The 17796-nt window shown below is 59.1% G+C and carries 15 protein-coding genes; all 15 read right to left on the bottom strand.

Annotated features, from left to right (window positions below):
• Nucleotides 1-116 precede the first annotated feature (116 nt).
• The 15 genes from AC4PS7_RS11040 to flgG all read right to left on the bottom strand — a co-directional run bounded on the left by AC4PS7_RS11040 (nt 117) and on the right by flgG (nt 17796).
• Entirely contained in the window at nt 117-1493 is a 1377-nt protein-coding gene (locus tag AC4PS7_RS11040; protein WP_021490840.1) for a sigma-54-dependent transcriptional regulator, read from the bottom strand.
• A 7-nt stretch (nt 1494-1500) separates the two neighbouring features.
• Nucleotides 1501-2712, bottom strand: a complete 1212-nt coding sequence (locus AC4PS7_RS11035) for a sensor histidine kinase (RefSeq protein ID WP_031290412.1) — start codon at nt 2710-2712, stop codon at nt 1501-1503.
• A 110-nt stretch (nt 2713-2822) separates the two neighbouring features.
• A complete protein-coding gene (locus tag AC4PS7_RS11030) occupies nt 2823-4298 on the bottom strand; it encodes a sigma-54 dependent transcriptional regulator (RefSeq protein ID WP_010208737.1) in 1476 nt (491 codons plus the stop codon).
• Between the two features lie 170 nt (nt 4299-4468).
• Nucleotides 4469-4765 (bottom strand): flagellar protein FliT, encoded by a 297-nt coding sequence (gene fliT / locus AC4PS7_RS11025; RefSeq protein ID WP_028617332.1) that lies wholly within the window; start codon nt 4763-4765, stop codon nt 4469-4471.
• A gap of 25 nt (nt 4766-4790) precedes the next feature.
• Nucleotides 4791-5195, bottom strand: coding sequence for a flagellar export chaperone FliS (gene fliS, locus AC4PS7_RS11020; RefSeq protein ID WP_021490843.1), 405 nt, complete (start codon nt 5193-5195; stop codon nt 4791-4793).
• 140 nt (nt 5196-5335) lie between these two features.
• The gene (fliD, locus tag AC4PS7_RS11015; RefSeq protein WP_021490844.1) at nt 5336-6727 is read right to left on the bottom strand and encodes a flagellar filament capping protein FliD; all 1392 of its coding nucleotides are present in this window, start codon (nt 6725-6727) and stop codon (nt 5336-5338) included.
• An 80-nt stretch (nt 6728-6807) separates the two neighbouring features.
• Entirely contained in the window at nt 6808-7158 is a 351-nt protein-coding gene (locus AC4PS7_RS11010; RefSeq protein WP_021490845.1) for a flagellar protein FlaG, read from the bottom strand.
• Nucleotides 7159-7232: 74 nt separating this feature from the next.
• Complete coding sequence (locus tag AC4PS7_RS11005; protein ID WP_021490846.1) at nt 7233-8702, bottom strand: flagellin N-terminal helical domain-containing protein; 1470 nt, start codon at nt 8700-8702, stop codon at nt 7233-7235.
• A gap of 265 nt (nt 8703-8967) precedes the next feature.
• A complete protein-coding gene (locus tag AC4PS7_RS11000; protein WP_010208730.1) occupies nt 8968-9897 on the bottom strand; it encodes a ketoacyl-ACP synthase III in 930 nt (309 codons plus the stop codon).
• Between the two features lie 276 nt (nt 9898-10173).
• Entirely contained in the window at nt 10174-11796 is a 1623-nt protein-coding gene (locus AC4PS7_RS10995) for a flagellar hook-associated protein 3 (RefSeq protein ID WP_021490847.1), read from the bottom strand.
• A 14-nt stretch (nt 11797-11810) separates the two neighbouring features.
• A complete protein-coding gene (gene flgK, locus AC4PS7_RS10990; protein WP_021490848.1) occupies nt 11811-13859 on the bottom strand; it encodes a flagellar hook-associated protein FlgK in 2049 nt (682 codons plus the stop codon).
• A 10-nt stretch (nt 13860-13869) separates the two neighbouring features.
• On the bottom strand, nt 13870-15141 hold the full coding sequence (gene flgJ, locus AC4PS7_RS10985) for a flagellar assembly peptidoglycan hydrolase FlgJ (RefSeq protein ID WP_010208727.1): 1272 nt from the start codon (nt 15139-15141) through the stop codon (nt 13870-13872).
• Between the two features lie 4 nt (nt 15142-15145).
• On the bottom strand, nt 15146-16234 hold the full coding sequence (locus tag AC4PS7_RS10980) for a flagellar basal body P-ring protein FlgI (RefSeq protein ID WP_033901075.1): 1089 nt from the start codon (nt 16232-16234) through the stop codon (nt 15146-15148).
• Nucleotides 16235-16261: 27 nt separating this feature from the next.
• Entirely contained in the window at nt 16262-16957 is a 696-nt protein-coding gene (gene flgH, locus AC4PS7_RS10975) for a flagellar basal body L-ring protein FlgH (RefSeq protein ID WP_010208725.1), read from the bottom strand.
• A 53-nt stretch (nt 16958-17010) separates the two neighbouring features.
• Complete coding sequence (gene flgG / locus AC4PS7_RS10970) at nt 17011-17796, bottom strand: flagellar basal-body rod protein FlgG (protein WP_005790105.1); 786 nt, start codon at nt 17794-17796, stop codon at nt 17011-17013.

The raw sequence follows: 17796 nt of genomic DNA, 5'->3' as shown, positions 1-17796 counted from the left end.
ACAACCCGCATGTTTTTTGACGCTACGCCGCAATTACTAGGGAAGTAGCAACAAGGGTGCCAGCTCTGTATCAACTCGTAAGAAAAGGCGACAAACCTTGTAGACCTTGTTACCGGTTATGTGGCGAATAGATACGCTTCCACATCCATCCCGGCGTCGCGCATCTGCGCCAGCTTGTAGCGCAGGGTGCGCGGGCTGATGCCCAAGCGTTCGGCAGCCTCTTTGCGGCGGCCGCGCTCGGAACGCAGGGTGTCGATGATCATCTGGAATTCGCGGCGACGCAGGTCGTCGCCCAAGGCACCGGCGGTCTCCGCTTCGACCACCACAGGCGTGGGCGCCAGAGTCGGCAACGGCGCCGCACCACTGCCCATCGCCAAACAAAAATCCTGGGGCTGGATCAAGCCACCCTGCTGCAGGATCAGCGCGCGCTGGATGGCGTTGTCCAATTCCCGCACATTGCCCGGCCACGGGTATGCGATCAGACAGGCCTGAGCCTCGGCCGACAGCCGCGCCTGGGCATGCTTCATTTTTTTGACGTGGTTGTTCAGCAGACGCTCGGCCAGCGGAATGATATCCGCCGGGCGCTCGCGCAAGGGCCGCCAGGCCAGGGGGAATACGGAGAGGCGGTAAAACAGGTCTTCACGGAAGCGCCCCGCCGCCACTTCGCCCGCCAGGTCACGGTTGGTGGTGGCAACCACACGGATATCCAGCTGGATCGGTTTGCGGGCGCCGACGCGTTCCACTTCACGCTCCTGCAACACCCGCAGCAACTTGGCTTGCAGGCCCAGGGGCATTTCCGAAATCTCATCGAGCAGGATGGTGCCACCGTCAGCTTGTTCGAACTTGCCCGCCTGGGCTGCGATGGCGCCGGTGAAGGAGCCTTTTTCGTGACCGAACAGCGTGGCTTCGAGCATGTTGTCGGGGATCGCCGCGCAGTTGATGGCGATAAAGGGTTGCTTGGCGCGGGTCGATTGCTGATGGATGTAGCGCGCCAGCACTTCCTTGCCGGTGCCGGACTCGCCGGAAATCAACACGGTGGAATCGCTGCGCGCCACGCGGGCCGCCAGTTCCAGCAATTGTGCACTGGCCGGCTCGAAGGCAATCGGCCCCTCGCCGTCACTGGGCGGGATCACGCCCAAGGCATGCCGCACGACCAGCTCGATCAACGCTTTCGGCTCGAATGGCTTGACCAGGTAATCCGCCGCCCCCTGGCGCATGGCGTCAACCGCACGCTCAACGGCGCCGTGAGCGGTCATCAGCAACACCGGCAATTGCGGCTGGCGCGCACGCAGCAGGCCGAGCAACTGGTGCCCGTCCATGCCGGGCATGTTCACATCGCTGACCACCAAGCTGAAGGACTCCTGCTCCACCGCCTCCAAGGCAGCCTCGGCAGAACCGACCGCCCGGTAGTCATGGCCCGCCAGCAGCAGCGTGTCAGCCAATGCTTCACGCAGGGCGCGATCGTCTTCCACCAACAGAACCTTGATAGCCATAACCTTTCTACTCCGCGCTTGCCGCGCCGGAAAACAGCGGCAAGGTCATCAATGCACAGGTGCCACGCCCAACACGGGAATGCAGCTGCAATTCTCCCTGATGGGCGCGTGCCACTGCCTTGACCACGGTCAGGCCCAGGCCGGTGCCGTTGGTCTTGGTGGTAAAAAAGGGTTCGCCCAGACGCTGCAACACGGCAGGTTCGATACCACTGCCACTGTCGCTGATGCACAAGCGCAGGTTTTGCCCGCGGTTGTACAGGTGCACCTTGAGCCGCGCGCCCGGGCCGCTAGCCTGGGTGGCGTTTTCGATCAGGTTGAGCAGTGAACCGACCAAGGTGTCGCGGTTGCACAGCAGTTCACCGAGATGGCTGTCGCATTGCCAGCGCACCTGGACGTCTTGGATATGGGGCGCAGCCGCCGCTTGCAGGGCCTGCATCAACCCCGCCGGCGTGATGCGGTCGGTCAGCGGCAATTCGCCACGGGCAAACACCAGCATGTCGCGCACCTGATGCTCCAACTCATGCAGACGCTCCTTGAGGCGGCCGGCAAAACGCTGGTGGGTGGCGGCGGGCAATTGCTCATCAGTCAAATGACTGGCGTAGATCAAGGCCGCCGACAGCGGTGTGCGGATCTGATGCGCCAAAGAAGCGACCATGCGCCCCAACGACGACAATCGCTCATGGCGTGCCAACTGGTCTTGCAGGTGACGGGTTTCAGTCAGGTCGTTGAGCAGCACCAACTGGCCCGGCTCCGCGTCCAGGGAACGGGTGGCGATGGACAGGCGGCGGCCATCCTTAAGGGAAATTTCGTGACCGTCGTCTTCACGGGGGGCAAAGCAGCGGGTGATGACATGCCGCCACAGCTCGCCTTCCAGGGGCAAGCCGAGCATGTCGCAGGCGGCCGGGTTGGCTTCGCGCACGCGGCCCTCTTCGTCGATGACAATCACGCCACCGGGCAACAGTGACAGCAGGTTTTGCAGACGATTGGCCAGGCGTTCTTTCTCGGCCAACTCTTCCATGCGCTGGGCACTGACCACGGCCAGCTCGCCTTTAAGCTCGGACACCCGGGCTTCGAGCAAGCTGTAAGAGTCGGTCAATTGGCTGGACATCTGACTGAACTGCGAAAAGGCCTGTTCCAGGCCCTGGCGGCTTTGCTGTTCTACAGACGGAACAAGCCCCGCGATGGCAGAGCTGGAAGAATGTTGGGCGGCGTGGGGCATCATGCTCTCTCGCTTGGCTGACCGTCAGTTAAACGGAACGTTGCGAGGGCTGTAGCAATACCCGTGCCGAAAAAAATAACCTTATTTTTCAGTTAGTTGAAAAACAGGCGTCAATCATCCGCCTGTTCGTCACCTTCTTTGCGGCTCATGCCGTACTTGCGCATCTTCTCCACCAAGGTGGTTCGACGGATACGCAGGCGCTCGGCGGCACGGGCGACGATACCGTTGGCGTCGTCCAAAGCCTGTTGGATCAGGCCCTGTTCGAGGTTGCCGAGGTAGTCCTTCAAGTCCAGGCCTTCCGGCGGCAGCATGGCGGTGGAACCGAAGTCCGGGGTATGGCCGTTGATGGCCACCCGCTCTTCCATGTCAGTGCGCAGGCTGTCGACCAGTTGCTCGTCTTCGTCGTCGACGTAGCGGAATTTCTTCGGCAACTCGACCACGCCGATCACGCCGTAGGGGTGCATGATCGCCATGCGCTCCACCAGGTTGGCCAGCTCGCGCACGTTGCCCGGCCAGCCGTGGCGGCACAGGGACATGATCGCGGCGGAGTTGAAGCGGATCGAACCGCGCTTTTCGTGCTCCATGCGCGAGATCAGTTCGTTCATCAGCAGCGGAATGTCTTCCACGCGCTCACGCAACGGAGCCATTTCGATCGGGAACACGTTGAGGCGGTAGTACAGGTCTTCGCGGAAGCTGCCGACCTCAATCATGCTTTCAAGGTTCTTGTGGGTCGCCGCGATAATGCGCACATCGACGCTCTGGGTCTTGTTGCTGCCCACGCGCTCGAAGGTACGCTCCTGCAACACACGCAGCAGCTTGACCTGCATCGGCAGCGGCATGTCGCCGATTTCGTCGAGGAACAGCGTACCGCCGTTGGCCAATTCAAAACGCCCGGCACGGCTGGTGATCGCCCCGGTAAAGGCGCCCTTCTCGTGACCGAACAATTCGCTTTCGAGCAGTTCCGCCGGGATCGCCCCGCAGTTGACCGGCACGAACGGCCCGTCGCGGCGCTTGGAGTGATAGTGCAGATTGCGCGCAACCACTTCCTTGCCGGTGCCGGACTCGCCGAGGATCAGCACGCTGGCGTCGGTATCAGCCACTTGCTGCATCATCTGGCGCACGTGCTGGATGGCACGGCTGGTGCCGACCAGGCTGCGGAACAGGTTGGGTTCGCGGTGGCGGCCGCGCTCGCGGGCCTGGTCGTACATCTCGCGATAGACCTGGGCACGGTGCAGGGAATCCAGCAATTTGCTGTAGCTGGGGGGCATTTCCAGGGTGGAAAGCACCCGGCGGCGCTGGTCTTCGGGCAGTTCGACGGAAGAAATATCGCCGATTAGCAACACGGGAAGGAACTCATCCCAGGTTGACAGTGTCTTTAACAAGCCCAAAACAGCGCCAGGAGCGTTTACCGTCCCGATCAGCACACAAATGACTTCACGGCTCGATGACAATGAGCTGACCGCCTGCTGCCAGTCATGGCTGCCGCAGGGCAAATTTTCTTCGCCGAGAAAATTCAAAATCACCGCTAAATCGCGGCGGCGGACGCTATCGTCATCAATCAGCAGAATTTTGGTTTCACGCCACATGCAATAGCAACTTCCCTAGTAAAACTTCATGCCCCGAAGTGAGGGCAATCGAGGCGCCTGTAAGACTTTGTACCTTACTAGACGTCTGAAATCTGAAAACAGCACTAGTTAAGTCAAAAATGCTGGCACAGTCAAATATATGACGCACCGTTCGGACCAACTGAGCCCATTCAGCCGAACAGATGGTAAACCTTTGACGCGTTTTTAGCTTGGTTGATCTGCGACATCTCTTCGAAAATCGCCTGACGTTCGCCCGTCGTTACCTCAAGCAACTGCTGATAAACCGCCAGCAGGCTCTCAAGCTTTTCACGCAACGCATCCTCATCGACCGGCGCTTCACTGAGCACCTGCTCGATCACGTCGCGACAACCCATATCCAGTTCGCCGATAGCGTCCCAGTTACGGTCCGCCAGCGCGCCCATCAGCGCCTCACGGGTTTCATCAATGCGTTGCAATGCTTGGCTCATGACGTATTCCTCAAGGCCGACGGCCTTATTCTGCTGCGCCTTGTGGCGCGCCGATGGCATCCCAGCCTTCTTTTACGGTAATCATCAAACGAGCAACTTCGTCGATCATATCGGCGTCGTTGTGCAGGTTGGCTTCCATCAAACGGTTAGTCATGTACGCGTACAAACTCTCCAGTTGCTGGACGTAAGCCGGGTTGTCACTTTTTTCAGCATCCAAACCGTCACGCAGTCCGATCACGATATCGATCGCCTTACCAAGCATCAGACCCTTGGTCGCGATGTCGCCGCGCGCCAGCGCGCCTTTGGCCTGGGCCATGCGGTCGAGGCCGCCTTCCATCAGCATTTGCACCAGACGATGAGGGCTGGCTTCAGAGATCTGAGCATGGGAATTGACCTTCTGGTATTGGCGAAGGGCTCTCATGGGATTCATGTTTCTACCTCGTGACAGGCGACAGCGAAAAGGATTTCAGTAACCAATATGTCGACTGGGTCGCAAAAAGCTTTAGCGCCAGTCGTCCTCTGATACAAAAAGGCCAGGCAGGTTGCCTGGCCTTTTTTATTCACCTGGAATCAATTATTGGTCTTGGGGTTGTTCAACGCGTTAAGCGTGGTCATGACGCTGGTGCTTTGCTGGCGCAACTGGGCGACCAAGGTGTCCATGGCGTTGTACTTGTCGGACAGGCTTTTGGTCAGCAAGTCCATGCGCTCGTTCAAGGTTTCTTGCTGCTTGGACAGGTCTTTCAGGCTGTCAGACAGCGAGGTGGAACGCGTTGCCAGGACGCCCGTGGTTGCCTTGGCGAAGTCATCGGTCGCGCTTTTCATGCGCGCCAGCATGCCGTCCTTGCCGGTGAACATGCTGTTGATGTCGGCACCGTTGGTTTTAACCGCCGCATCCCACTTTTTGTCATCGATCGTGAGCAGACCGGTGGTGGAGCTGGTGCTGATACCAAATTGAGCCAAGGACTTGAATTGACCGGTCCCGGACAACTGGTTGAACTCGTTCCGAATTGCAGCCTGCAACGAACGCATGGTCGAGTCGCCCGTCAGGGCTGCCGGCGTGGTGCTACCGTCCAGGTTCTTGGTGACCTTGGTTTCGGCATTCATGGCCGATATCAACGCGTTGTAAGAGTCAAGAAAACCCTTTACACCGGACTTGAGCGCCGCATTGTTGGTGCTGACGGTGATCAACGTCGCGTTTTTGTCACCCGTCGTGCCGGTCTTGTAGGTGGAAACAGCGATTAACTTGATGTTCACACCACTGAGGGCACCTTCAATGTTGTTGGTCTTGGAGACAGACGCAACACCATCGATACTGTATTGCGCATCCTTGGGGTAATCGACAACAGTGGAACCCACGTCCAGCCCCGATGTACCCGAAAGCGTAAGGTCCGAGCCGGTGCCCATGGTGGTCGACGTCAGGATCAAGCGTGAACCATTGGAGTCGGTCTGGATGTTGGCACTCAACCCCGAGGTACCAAATTGAGTGTTGATCGAATCCCGCACCTGCTGCAAGGTCGCGCCAGGCGGAACGCTGACATCGTATGGCTTACCGGATTGAGTGATCGTCAACGTGGTCGCTTTGTCCGTGGAGTTGACCACGGTGGAGGTGCCACCAGCGAAGTTTTTGCTCGACAACTTCGACGCCTGGGCCAACTGGTCGACGATCAATCGAAAACTGCCGTTCGAGGCCGTATTGCTGGCCGTCATGGTCGCGGTCTTTTCATCCGAGGACGAACCGGTCAAACCGGTGAAGCTGCTGTCCTTGGTCATAGAGTCCAGCGCACCACGGAACGCATCCAGCGCTGCTTGAATCTTGCCGATCGAAGACAGCGTGGTGGTCGCCTTCTGGGACGCGGTATTGATCTGCGTCTGCTTGGGCACCTTTTCGGCGTCCACCAAGGACTTCACGATCGCTTGCGTATCGATGTTCGAACCGATACCACTTACCGTTGAACCCGCCATCATCTATCTCCTGTTCGGTGGCTGCCGTTATCTTGACTTATGACGCCTCAAGACCTCACAGCAACAAGTTTCATGCCAGCTCACGCCTTGTCGTCAAACAACACGTTGCTTGCGCTGGAAAGGCTCTGCGCCAGTTTCAATGCGGTTTCCGACGGAATCTGGCGAATCACTTCACCATTGTCGGTATTGATGACCTTGACCACCACACGGTGGGTAGAGTCATCAATGGAAAAATCCAGGCTGCGCTGGGCAGCCTGTACGAATTCGCGAATATCTGTGACTGCTTTCTCCAGGTCCGCGCGCTCAGGCTGCTTGCCAATGGCGGGTGTTTCCTGGACGTTGTTGACGCTTTTGTCGGCAACTACCGGTGCTGGAGTGCTTTGAGGCGCTACCGGCGGATAAGACTGGTTCAGCTTTACACTCATGTCCATGTCTAATCTCCTCTAAACCGAAAAAACGGAAGGGCACGTAGACGCGCCCTTCCGTTAGTTACCAAACGCTTGGATTACTGAAGCAGCTTCAGTACAGCGGATGGCAGCTGGTTAGCCTGCGACAGGATCGCGGTGGAAGCCGACTGCAGGGTTTGCTGCTTGGTCAGTTCGGCGGTTTCGGAAGCGAAGTCGACGTCCTGAACGGTGGAACGTGCAGCGGTGGAGTTCTTCTGAATGTTCTGCAGGTTGTCTGCAGTGGTCGTCAGACGGTTCTGGGTAGCACCCAGGCCCGAACGCACGCTGTCGATGGTGCCGATGGCCTTGTCGATAACCGACAGAGCGTTTTGAGCCATGTCAGCGCTGGTCACGTCAGTGTTGGCGATGGTGGTCTTGGTGGAAGCAGCGGTGGTGGCCGCAGCTGCGCCGAACAGACCGCCAACACCAGCGCCCGACAAGGAATAACCCTTGGAGGAGTCCAGCGATACCTGGCCGGTAGCAATCATCGCGGTGGTATCAGACAGAGCAGTGCCGGTGGCAGCGAATGCGCCAGAACCATCCTTGGCTTTCATGGTGATGGCGGCAGCGCTGGTAGCACCAGCTGCAACAGCACCAAACTCAATGTTCTCACCGGTGTCGGACTTGACCGAAAGCGTTTTCTTGGATTCGTCGAAGTTAACACTGATACCCAACTTGGCGGCGTTGGATTTCAATTGATCAGCCAAGCCAGCCTGACTTGTTACACCTGTCATGGTGACAGTCTGACCATTGACGGTCATCGAAAAGGTTGCGGCTGCAGCAGGTGTAGCACCAGTAAACGCAGCAGCATCAACGTCAAGCTGAACTTCGGTGCTTGCGGTAGCAGTCAAGCCGCCAATTGCACCATTCATTTTGCTGGCAATGCTTTGTGCAGAAGCGCCGACCGGAACAGCAATCGGGCTGCTCACTTGGCCGTTACCGGTCACAGTGATGGTACCGGCTGCGCTGCCGATACCGGTAGCGCTAGGAGTGATCGCTACGCTCTTGATCTGCTGCGAACCAATGTTGTTGGCTGCAACGTTTTCCAGGCTCAGGTTGATGGTTTCGTTGGCGTTGGCGCCAACCTGGATAGCTTTGGTACCGTACGAACCGTCCAGCAGCTTCTGGCCACCGAAAGTAGTGGTTTGCGAGATACGGGTCAGTTCCGAAGTCAGAGCCTGGTATTCGTCGTTGTTCGACTTACGGTCGTCAGCGCTCAGGGAACCAGTAGCCGAGGACAGAGCCAGGGTACGCATTTTTTGCAGGATGTCGGTCGAAGCCTGCATCGCGCCTTCAGCGGTCTGAGCGATGGAGATACCATCGTTCACGTTTTTGACTGCTTGGCCCAGGCCGTTGATTTGGCTGGTCAGGCGGTTAGCGATCTGCAGGCCGGCAGCGTCGTCTTTAGCGCTGTTGATACGCAGGCCGGAAGACAGGCGCTGCATGGAAGTGGCCAGGGCGCCGCCAGCTTTGTTCAGGTTGCCCTGAGTAGTGATGGAAGCAATGTTGGTGTTTACTGTTAAAGCCATGACGAAATCCTCGTTGGATGGATACTGCGGCTTCCGGCCCTGGCAACCGCCGGGTGTGGCCTGAGAACCTACGTAATAGTTATCGTCGTGGTAGCCGGTTGCTTGAGGATTTTTTTGAATTTTTTTACTGGCGCCGTGCCACCCTTTGCAATTCAAGGGTTTACGCAGGCCCGAAACGCCGATTTCATTGGGTTTTCTGGCGCCAAATAAAAAACGCCGAGGGTCATTCGACCCTCGGCGTTTTTTTGTTGAAGCTATCAAGGCATCAAGGGCGATAGAGAATCGCCGAACCCCACGACAGGCCCACACCAAAACCGCTGATGGCCACGCGTTTCCAGGTGGCGTCCATCACGTGCTTTTCCAGCAGCAATGGAATACTCGACGACACGGTGTTGCCGGTCTCGACCATGTCCTTGATGAACTTGTCCACCGGTGCATCTTCAAAACGACGCGCCACAGCGTCGACAATGGCTGCACTGCCCTGGTGAATGCAGAAGGCATCAATCTCATCAGCCTTCAGGTCCGACTCATTGAGCAACTCATGCAGGTGAGCCGGCACCTTGAGCAAAGCGAAGTTGAACACCTGACGACCGTTCATGAAGAACACGCCGTCACTGACCTTCAGGTGCGGTGCACCGGAACCGTCGGTGCCGAACTTCGACTTGCCCAGCAACCACGGTGCGTCTTCGCCCATCCAGGTGGCGGTGGCGGCATCGCCGAACAGCATGGTGGTGTTGCGGTCTTCCGGGTCGACGATCTTCGAATACGGGTCGGCGGTGATCAGCAGGCCGTTTTTCAGGCCGGCGGCTTCCATGAAGCCTTTCATCGCGTAGATGCCGTAGACGTAGCCGGAGCAGCCCAGGGAGATATCAAAGGCTGCCACGTGGGTCGGCAGGCCGAGTTTGTCCTGGACGATGGCAGCCGTGTGCGGCAGCCCTTCTTCATCGCCGTTCTGGGTGACGACGATCAGCGCGTCGATGGACTCGCGCTTCAGATCCGGGTTATTGGCAAACAAAGCGTTGACCGCCTCGACACACAGATCGGAGGTTTCCTGCGCGGCTTCCTTGCGCGGCAGGAACGCCGAACCGATCTTGCCAATGATGAACTCTTCATCCTTGGCGAATTTGGCACCCTGGGCGTAGTTATCGATCCCGTCTGCCGGCACGTAACTGGCGATGCTTTTTATGCCAATCATTGTGGCTTCCCAATACTAAATAGCTGGAGAACACCCCTTGGACTACGCCCGGAGTGCTGACAATAAAGGGGATAACCCCATAAAAATCTCGCTGAAAGCCGCCTCGCAAGGACCCTGTGACGACTTATCCTTTTCATACGATACAGTGAAGATGCGCTTTATGACTCACAGGTCACTCAATTTTGTGTGCTTTGTGCAAAACCTTCAAACAATTAAGCCCCAGAAACGACAACGGCCCGCCCTGTTTCCAGAGCGGGCCGCTTGACGTAAAGCCACTTACATCTTGTTGAAAAGGCTCAATTGCGAGATTTTCACGAAGGCCAGTTGCGACGCTTCCAGCATGGTCTGCTGCAGCGTCAGGTTGATCGCCGCCTCACCCATGTCGATGTTCGCCAGGGCGCTCATCGTGGATTTGTTGGCCAGGCCGACACTTTCGTTTTCGCTGGACTGCACGGTGAGCGCGTTCTGCCGCGCACCGATGGAGCCACGCACGTTGTCCACCTGGTCCGACGAACTGGTCAGGTTGCTGACGGCGGCGTTCAGGGCATCCTGCAGTTTCACCCGCGCGCCAGGAATACCATCGGCCGGTTGCTCAAGGGCCTTGCGCAACTGGCTCAAGGTGTCGAGGGCGCTTTGGGTCTTTTGGGTGCTGGCGCCGACCGCGAACTGATCGCCCACATCAGGTGTGCCGCTCAGACCAAAGGTCACACCGGCCACAGTGATCGAGTTCGGCGTGGTGGTGGTGTCGATGACGCCCGAATCAATCGGCTTGCTGTTGGCGCTATAGGGCTGTGCAAACACCTGGAAGGCCGACGAGTCAGTGTCACTGAACTTGATCAGCACACCGCTGTTGGCAGGAAAGGTGCTGGCATATTTAGCGGGGTTACTGACCGTGGCATTCGTCAACTGCGTAGGCGACGTATTGCTTGCGGTGCGGGAGACGTTAAAGCTGTCCGGCTTGGCAGCCAGGGTGAACTCACGGCCTTTGACCATGGCATCGGCATCAGGCCCGGTGGCCTTATCGGTGAGGTCGACGGTGATATCGAACTTGACCCCGCGCACATTGATGCTGGCGCTGCCTTCCTTGGTGGAGTCGAACGTACCATTACCGGGAAGTTGCGAGGTAATGTCGTTGTTGTTCTTGTCTGTCACCACGTACTGGGTGCTGCTGGTGAAGGTCACCTTGTACGGCTGGCCGTCGGCGAATGACTTGTTGTAGTCGACGCTCGACGTCACCAGACCGGCCGAAATGGCGACTTTATGGTCATCCACCTGCGACGGCGTCGTTGCCGGCGGCACGGGCGCGGGCGTGGTGTACTTGGCCTGGGTACGGCTGTTGTTGGCCGCGCCTTCCAGAATAGTCTTGCCCGTGTCGCCCGTGCGCACGGTCAACGTCTCGGACACCTGCAAGCTCAGCTCGTTTTCGTCGCCCTGATAATTGTAGGTGCCGTCAATGTTGCGCGAGTACGGCGGCGTATCAGTCTTGGAGCCGGAGAACAGGTAGTTGCCCGCCGCATCCTTGCTGTTGAGCAAGCCAAGTAGTTGGTCTTCCAGAGCACCTACTTCGACCGAGATGGATTTGCGGTCGGCATCACTGGTCACGCCACCGGCCTTCAACGCTAATTGGCTGGCGGCCTGGATCGTTGCGCTGATCGCCGTCAGCACGCTTTCTTCGTTGGTCAGCGAACTCTGGATATTGGAAATATTGCCGCTGAACTGCGCCAGCATGTCTTTCTGCTGCTGCAGCATCAGCAAACGCTGCGCCGCCACCGGGTCGTCCCCAGCCGTTTGCACGCGCACGCCGGAACTCGCCTGCTGCTGAGCCTGCACCACGCCGGAATAGTTGTTCTGGTACTTGGCGGCACTGGTATCGAAATACTGCTGTGTAGAAATGCGCATCGTCCCAGACTCCCTTAAAGACTATTGATCAGCGTGCTGAAGGTTTCTTGCGCAGCCTTAATGATCTGCGACGACGCCGTGTAGTACTGCTGGAACTTGATCATGTCGCCCGCCTCTTCGTCCAGGTTGACCTGGGACACGGAGTTGCGCGCATTTTTGTTGGCCGTCAACAACGCGTTGGTGGCGGTCGTGTCCGTGGTGGCCGCTGCTGCCTTGGCGCCGACCGTCGAGACCAACTTGCTGTTGGCTCCGACCAAGCTGGTGCCGCCGGTGCCATCGGCAGCCACGCCTACGGTTGCCTTGGTTTGCAGGTTCAGCAGTTCCTGGGCATTGCGGTTGTCGGACTTGCCACTGGCATTGAACGAAAAGGTGGTGCTGTCACCATCGGTCGGTGAGCCAGCCACCGAGGTATCAAAGCTGAAGGTCTTGGCAGGCACCACCAGGGCGCCGCTGGCATCGCGCATCGGTACGTTGATGCTGATCTTGTTGGCCTGCCCCGGAATAATGGTGCCGGTGCCGATCGGATCGCCCTTGGCGTCGTTGATCGTGTAGGACTGAGTGCCGTCGGCCGCAGGCTTGCCGAATACCATCTTCACCGGCATCGAGTTTTCAATACCGACGCGCAGTTGCGCGGTATTGGCGCCCCCCTGGAGATCCAGCGGCACGGTCAAGGTCGGCGGCGTGAAGGTGCCGGTGCCCTGGTTGGTTTTGCTGGCTTCGCCTTTGAGCGGTGCGGCAAAAGCAATCTTGCTCGGGTCGGTGAGGACTGTACCGATATCCTTGGCGCCGCTGGCGGTCGGGCTGACCTTGAAGCTGTCACCCGCCTGCATCGGGCCGTTCTTGAGCGCCAGGGTGAAGCCGTCGATCACCGCAGGCGGTGTGGCGGCGATATCAAAGGTACCCATGGCTTTGCCATCGGAGCGCTGCACCGTCACCTTGTTTAGATCGGTCGGATCGTTGAAGGTGACCTTGTAATCGTAGTTGGTCAGCTTGCTGGTGTCCTTGATCGTCACACCCAGGCTTCCTGCACCCTGGTTGCCTTGACCGGCCACACTGCGCAAAGCGACCGCCGCCGCGCTGTTGATGTCTTTGAACATCGACGCGCCGAACTCGCCGTTCAGGTCGATGCCCTGCCCCAGCTGGCTGTTGATGGTATCGGCCGTGACGATGGCGATGCGCCCCAGGTCATTGATGGCCGGCATCAACACATCACTGCGATAGCGCAGCAGGCCGCCAATACTGCCACCACTGATCACATTGCCGATATCCACCGCCGTGTTGCCGGGCATGTTCATCTGAATGGTGTACTGGCTCGGATCGTCCTTGCCAGGCACTGCAGAAATCGAGTTGGACTGATCGCCTAGCACCAAGGATTGACCCGTGCCGGTGCTGACACTGAACACACCGTTCTTCTCGGTGGCAGTCACGCCGATCAACTCATTGAGCGAGCGTACCGCCTCGGCACGCGCGTCCAGCAGGTTGGCTGGCGTGGTATTCGACGCTCCCTGTACCTGATTGATCTGCTTATTGAGGGAAGCAATCGACGAGGTCAGTTGGTTGACCTGATCAGCCATTGAGGTCAACTGGCTGTTGATGGTTTCTTTCTGCTGGCTCAACTGGTTGGAGATCGAGTTGAAGCGGTTGCTTAAGGTCTGGGCGCTAGTGAGCAGAATCTGGCGGGCCGACGTATCACTCGGGTTGGCCGAAGCGGTCTGAGCCGCCGCGAAGAAAGCGCTGAGCACGGAGGACATGCCGGTGGTCTTGTCCGACAGCGTCTTGTCAACGGCGCTGACCTGATCCAGATAAGCCTTGGCATCGCTGTTGAGCGAGGTGCTGTTCTGGTAAGCCGCGTCAAGGAACTCGTTATACACCCGGCGCACATCAGCCAGAGTGGTGCCACTGCCGATGAACACACCGCCGAACTGGTTGGCAGCGTTGGCGTTCTGAGTAGTCTGCTGCCGTGAGTAGCCCGCTGTGTTGGCGTTGGCAATGTTGTTACTCAAGACCGACAACGCTCCTTGAGAGGCGTTTAGCCCTGACATCCCGATACTGAGCAAACTCATGGTTCAGACCTTATAAATGTGTGGTTGCGCCAGCGGCAGCGTAGTTCTGGTAACTGTCCATCGTTTTGGCGATCTGCGAAATCTTGCTGGCATAGGCCGGGTCGGTGGCGTAACCGGCTTTTTGCAACTCGCGAACAAACTGTTCCGGGTTGTCGGCCGACTTCACAACTTCTTTATAGCGATCATTGCTTTGCAGCAAGGTCACCAGGTCGTGGAAGCTGTCCTGGTACGAGCTGTAGGAACGGAACTGCGCCGTCTCCTTGACCATCGCCCCATCGCGAAACTCGCTGGTGATCGCGCGGGCCTGGCCGCCCTGCCAACTCTGGCCAGCCTTGATGCCGAACAGGTTGTGGCTGCTGCTGCCATCCTCTGCGCGCATCACCGATTTACCCCAACCGGTTTCCAGGGCAGCCTGGGCCACCAGGTACTTCGGATCGACACCAATGCGCGCGGCAGCCGCCTTGGCCATCGGCAACATGGTGGCGACGAATTCGTCCTGCGAACTGAAGGCTTTCTTCGCCGGCGCCAACGGTGGCTGGGCCACGGCGCGGCCGTAGACCTGCATGCGCCCGCTCGGCACGGCAAACGTGCGCGCGGTGCTGTTGACCACGTTGTCGTCGGCCGCGCTGTTACGCAGCGGTGCGCTTTTGGCATCGATCGCGACTGGCGCGTTCGGCACGATGCCGGCGAGTAGGCGATCGGTCAGCTTGCTTGGCAAGGCAATACGGCGCTGATTCATCAGCTCCATGTCATTGCTGTGGGAGGCCACGGCGCCGGCCTGTGGCTCCGCCACGCGGTAAGCCCACAGCGGGCGCTGGCCATTGGAGCGGCCCAACGGACCTACGGCCTGGGTACCCGCCGCAATCTCCGTCGGCACATCAACTTTCTTCACAGCTTCGGCAGCCGCCGGGCCTTGCAACGTGGCGGCCTGGGCCTCCACCGGTTTGTTCTTCTGCATCTGGCGCATCAGCACGTCAGCCAGGCCGATACCACCGCCTTCGCGGGACATCGAGACCGCCAGTTGCTGGTCGTACATTTCCTGGTACTGCTTGGCGGCCGGCGTGTTCATCGGGTTGTCCTTGCCCAGCGCCTCGGTGGCCGAACGCATGGACTTGAGCATCTCGCTCAAAAACAGCGACTCGAACTCCTGCGCGACCTTGCGCATGTTGCCTTCGCTGTTTTTGTCGTCGCCGACCTTGAGCTGGTTAAGCCGGTTCAAGTCGGAATAAGACCCCGAGTCCGCCGTGCTGCTGATACCGCTCTTGCGCATATCCATGGCCATGGCCTCAGATCACGATCAGGTCGGCTTGCAAGGCGCCGGCCTGTTTCAGCGCTTCAAGGATCGCCATCAAGTCGCCGGGCGCTGCGCCCACCTGGTTCACCGCACGGACAATCTCATCCAGGGTGGTGCCGGGGCCGAACTTGAACATCGGCTTGGCTTCTTGCTGAGCATTGACGCGCGAACGTGGCACCACCGCCGTCTGGCCGTTGGACAAAGGCCCTGGCTGGCTGACGATCGGATCTTCGGTGATGGTCACGGTCAGGCTGCCGTGGGTCACCGCTGCCGGCGACACCTTGACGTTCTGGCCGATCACGATGGTGCCGGTACGCGAGTTGATGATGACTTTGGCCACGGCCTGGCCTGGGTCGACTTCCAGGTTTTCCAGGATCGACAAATAGTCGACACGCTGGCTTGGATCCAGCGGCGCAGTCACACGGATCGAGCCGCCGTCGATGGCCTGGGCCACGCCTGGGCCGAGCATGTCGTTGATCTTGTCGACCACGCGCTTGGCGGTGGTGAAGTCGGAGCGGTTGAGGTTCAGGGTCAGGCTGTTGCCTTGGTTGAAACCGCTCGGCACGGTGCGTTCAACCGTGGCGCCACCCGGAATACGACCGGCCGATGGCACGTTGACGGTGATCTTCGACCCGTCGCGACCTTCGGCGTCAAACCCGCCCACCACCAGGTTGCCCTGGGCGATGGCGTAGACGTTGCCGTCAATACCTTTGAGCGGCGTCATCAGCAAGGTGCCGCCACGCAGGCTTTTCGAGTTACCGATGGACGACACGGTGATGTCCACCACTTGGCCCGGCTTGGAGAACGCCGGCAAGTCAGCACTGATCGACACGGCCGCGACGTTTTTCAACTGCACGTTGCCCGATCCCGCCGGCACCTTGATGCCGAACTGCGAGAGCATGTTATTGAAGGTCTGCAGGGTGAACGGGGTCTGCGTGGTCTGGTCACCCGTACCGTTGAGCCCCACCACCAGGCCGTAGCCGATCAACTGGTTGGAACGCACGCCGGAGATGCTGGCGATGTCCTTCAGGCGTTCGGCCTGGGCGACAGCGCTCAAGGAAAGCAGGAGTGCGGCCGCCATCAGCTGTTTGAAGTTCAAAGTGGCCACCTAGAAAGGGAACAGCGGGCTAAGGAAGAAACGGTCGAACCAGCCCGGCTGGCTCGCATCGGCAAAGGCGCCCGTGCCGGAATAAGTGATGCGTGCATCGGCAATCCGCGTGGACGGCACGGTGTTGTCGGTGGAGATGTCATCGGCACGGACCATGCCGGCAATGCGCACCAGCTCGTCGCCGGTGTTGAGGGTCATCCACTTTTCACCGCGTACGGCGATGATGCCGTTGGGCAGTACATCGGCCACGGTCACGGTGATCGAACCGGTCAGGCTGTTGCCCTGCCCCGCTGCACTCTTGCCGTTGGTGGCACGGTCGCCACTGTAGCCGGCGCTGAGGCTCAGGTCGCCATCACCCAATGGGTTGTTGACGTTGGGCACAGCGCCGAACAACGACGTCAGACCGATACCAGCCTTGCTGGTCTTGCCGACTTGAGAGTTGGCGTTCTTGCTGGCCTGGGTGCGCTCGTTCAGGGTGATGGTGATGATGTCACCGACCCGGAACGCCTTGCGGTCGCTGTACAGGTTCTGTTCGAAGCCGGCCTGATAGATCGAACCATTGTTGGCAGCCGCCGGCAACGGCGTACGTGGCAACACCGGCGCGTAGTACGGGTCATTGGGTTTTGGCGTCGGGGCGACACAGCCCGCGAGCACGGCAATCCCACTCAATGCCAGAACGGAAACATAGCGATTCATGACCCTTACCTCACGGTGTTGCAGGCGCCCTCAAGAGCGCCCCATAGACTTGATTACAGATTCTGCGTTACGAACGAAAGCATCTGGTCGGCGGTGGAAATCACCTTGGAGTTCATCTCGTAGGCGCGCTGGGTGGTGATCATGTTGACCATCTCCTCAACCGTGCTCACGTTGGACGTTTCCAGGGTGCTTTGCAGCGTCGTGCCGAAACCGTTCAAGCCAGGCGTACCGATTTGCGGCGCGCCGCTGGAGGCGGTTTCCAGGAACAGGTTGTTACCCATGGCTTGCAGGCCGGCCGGGTTGATGAAGTCGGCGGTCTGCAGGTTGCCGATCACTTGCGACGCCGGGTTGCCGGCCACGGTGATGGACACAGTGCCGTCGTTGCCGACGGTGAACGTCTTGGCGTCAGCAGGAACAACCACGGCCGGCTCCAGGGCGAAACCGTTGGCGGTGACGATCTGGCCGTTGGAGTCCAGATGGAAAGTACCGTCACGGGTGTAGGAAGTCGTGCCGTCCGGCTGCAGGATCTGGAAGAAACCACGGCCGTTGATGGCCATGTCCAGCGGCTGGCCGGTCTGCTGCAGGTTACCGGCGCTGAAGTTCTTCTGGGTGCCGACGATCTGCACACCGGTACCCAATTGCAGGCCCGACGGCAGTTCGCTGTCCTGGGTCGACTGGGCGCCTGGTTGCTTCTTGATCTGATAAAGCAAGTCCTGGAACTCGGCGCGGTCACGTTTGAAACCCGTGGTCGACACGTTGGCCAGGTTGTTGGAAATGGTGGTCAGGTTGGTGTCCTGGGCGGACAGACCTGTTTTGGCAACCCATAGAGCCGGAAGCAT

Source organism: Pseudomonas sp. DW-iso3, assembly GCF_058725305.1.
Note: the sequence above shows the minus strand (reverse complement) of the source record. Positions and strands in the feature narration are given on the sequence as shown.

Excerpts from the sequence above, each read along its gene's own strand:
- AC4PS7_RS11040 (WP_021490840.1), bottom strand. The coding sequence starts at position 1,493 with ATGGCTATCAAGGTTCTGTTGGTGGAAGACGATCGCGCCCTGCGTGAA.
- AC4PS7_RS11035 (WP_031290412.1), bottom strand. The coding sequence starts at position 2,712 with ATGCCCCACGCCGCCCAACATTCTTCCAGCTCTGCCATCGCGGGGCTT.
- AC4PS7_RS11030 (WP_010208737.1), bottom strand. The coding sequence starts at position 4,298 with ATGTGGCGTGAAACCAAAATTCTGCTGATTGATGACGATAGCGTCCGC.
- fliT (WP_028617332.1), bottom strand. The coding sequence starts at position 4,765 with ATGAGCCAAGCATTGCAACGCATTGATGAAACCCGTGAGGCGCTGATG.
- fliS (WP_021490843.1), bottom strand. The coding sequence starts at position 5,195 with ATGAATCCCATGAGAGCCCTTCGCCAATACCAGAAGGTCAATTCCCAT.
- fliD (WP_021490844.1), bottom strand. The coding sequence starts at position 6,727 with ATGGCGGGTTCAACGGTAAGTGGTATCGGTTCGAACATCGATACGCAA.
- AC4PS7_RS11010 (WP_021490845.1), bottom strand. The coding sequence starts at position 7,158 with ATGGACATGAGTGTAAAGCTGAACCAGTCTTATCCGCCGGTAGCGCCT.
- AC4PS7_RS11005 (WP_021490846.1), bottom strand. The coding sequence starts at position 8,702 with ATGGCTTTAACAGTAAACACCAACATTGCTTCCATCACTACTCAGGGC.
- AC4PS7_RS11000 (WP_010208730.1), bottom strand. The coding sequence starts at position 9,897 with ATGATTGGCATAAAAAGCATCGCCAGTTACGTGCCGGCAGACGGGATC.
- AC4PS7_RS10995 (WP_021490847.1), bottom strand. The coding sequence starts at position 11,796 with ATGCGCATTTCTACACAGCAGTATTTCGATACCAGTGCCGCCAAGTAC.
- flgK (WP_021490848.1), bottom strand. The coding sequence starts at position 13,859 with ATGAGTTTGCTCAGTATCGGGATGTCAGGGCTAAACGCCTCTCAAGGA.
- flgJ (WP_010208727.1), bottom strand. The coding sequence starts at position 15,141 with ATGGCCATGGATATGCGCAAGAGCGGTATCAGCAGCACGGCGGACTCG.
- AC4PS7_RS10980 (WP_033901075.1), bottom strand. The coding sequence starts at position 16,234 with ATGGCGGCCGCACTCCTGCTTTCCTTGAGCGCTGTCGCCCAGGCCGAA.
- flgH (WP_010208725.1), bottom strand. The coding sequence starts at position 16,957 with ATGAATCGCTATGTTTCCGTTCTGGCATTGAGTGGGATTGCCGTGCTC.
- flgG (WP_005790105.1), bottom strand. The coding sequence starts at position 17,796 with ATGCTTCCGGCTCTATGGGTTGCCAAAACAGGTCTGTCCGCCCAGGAC.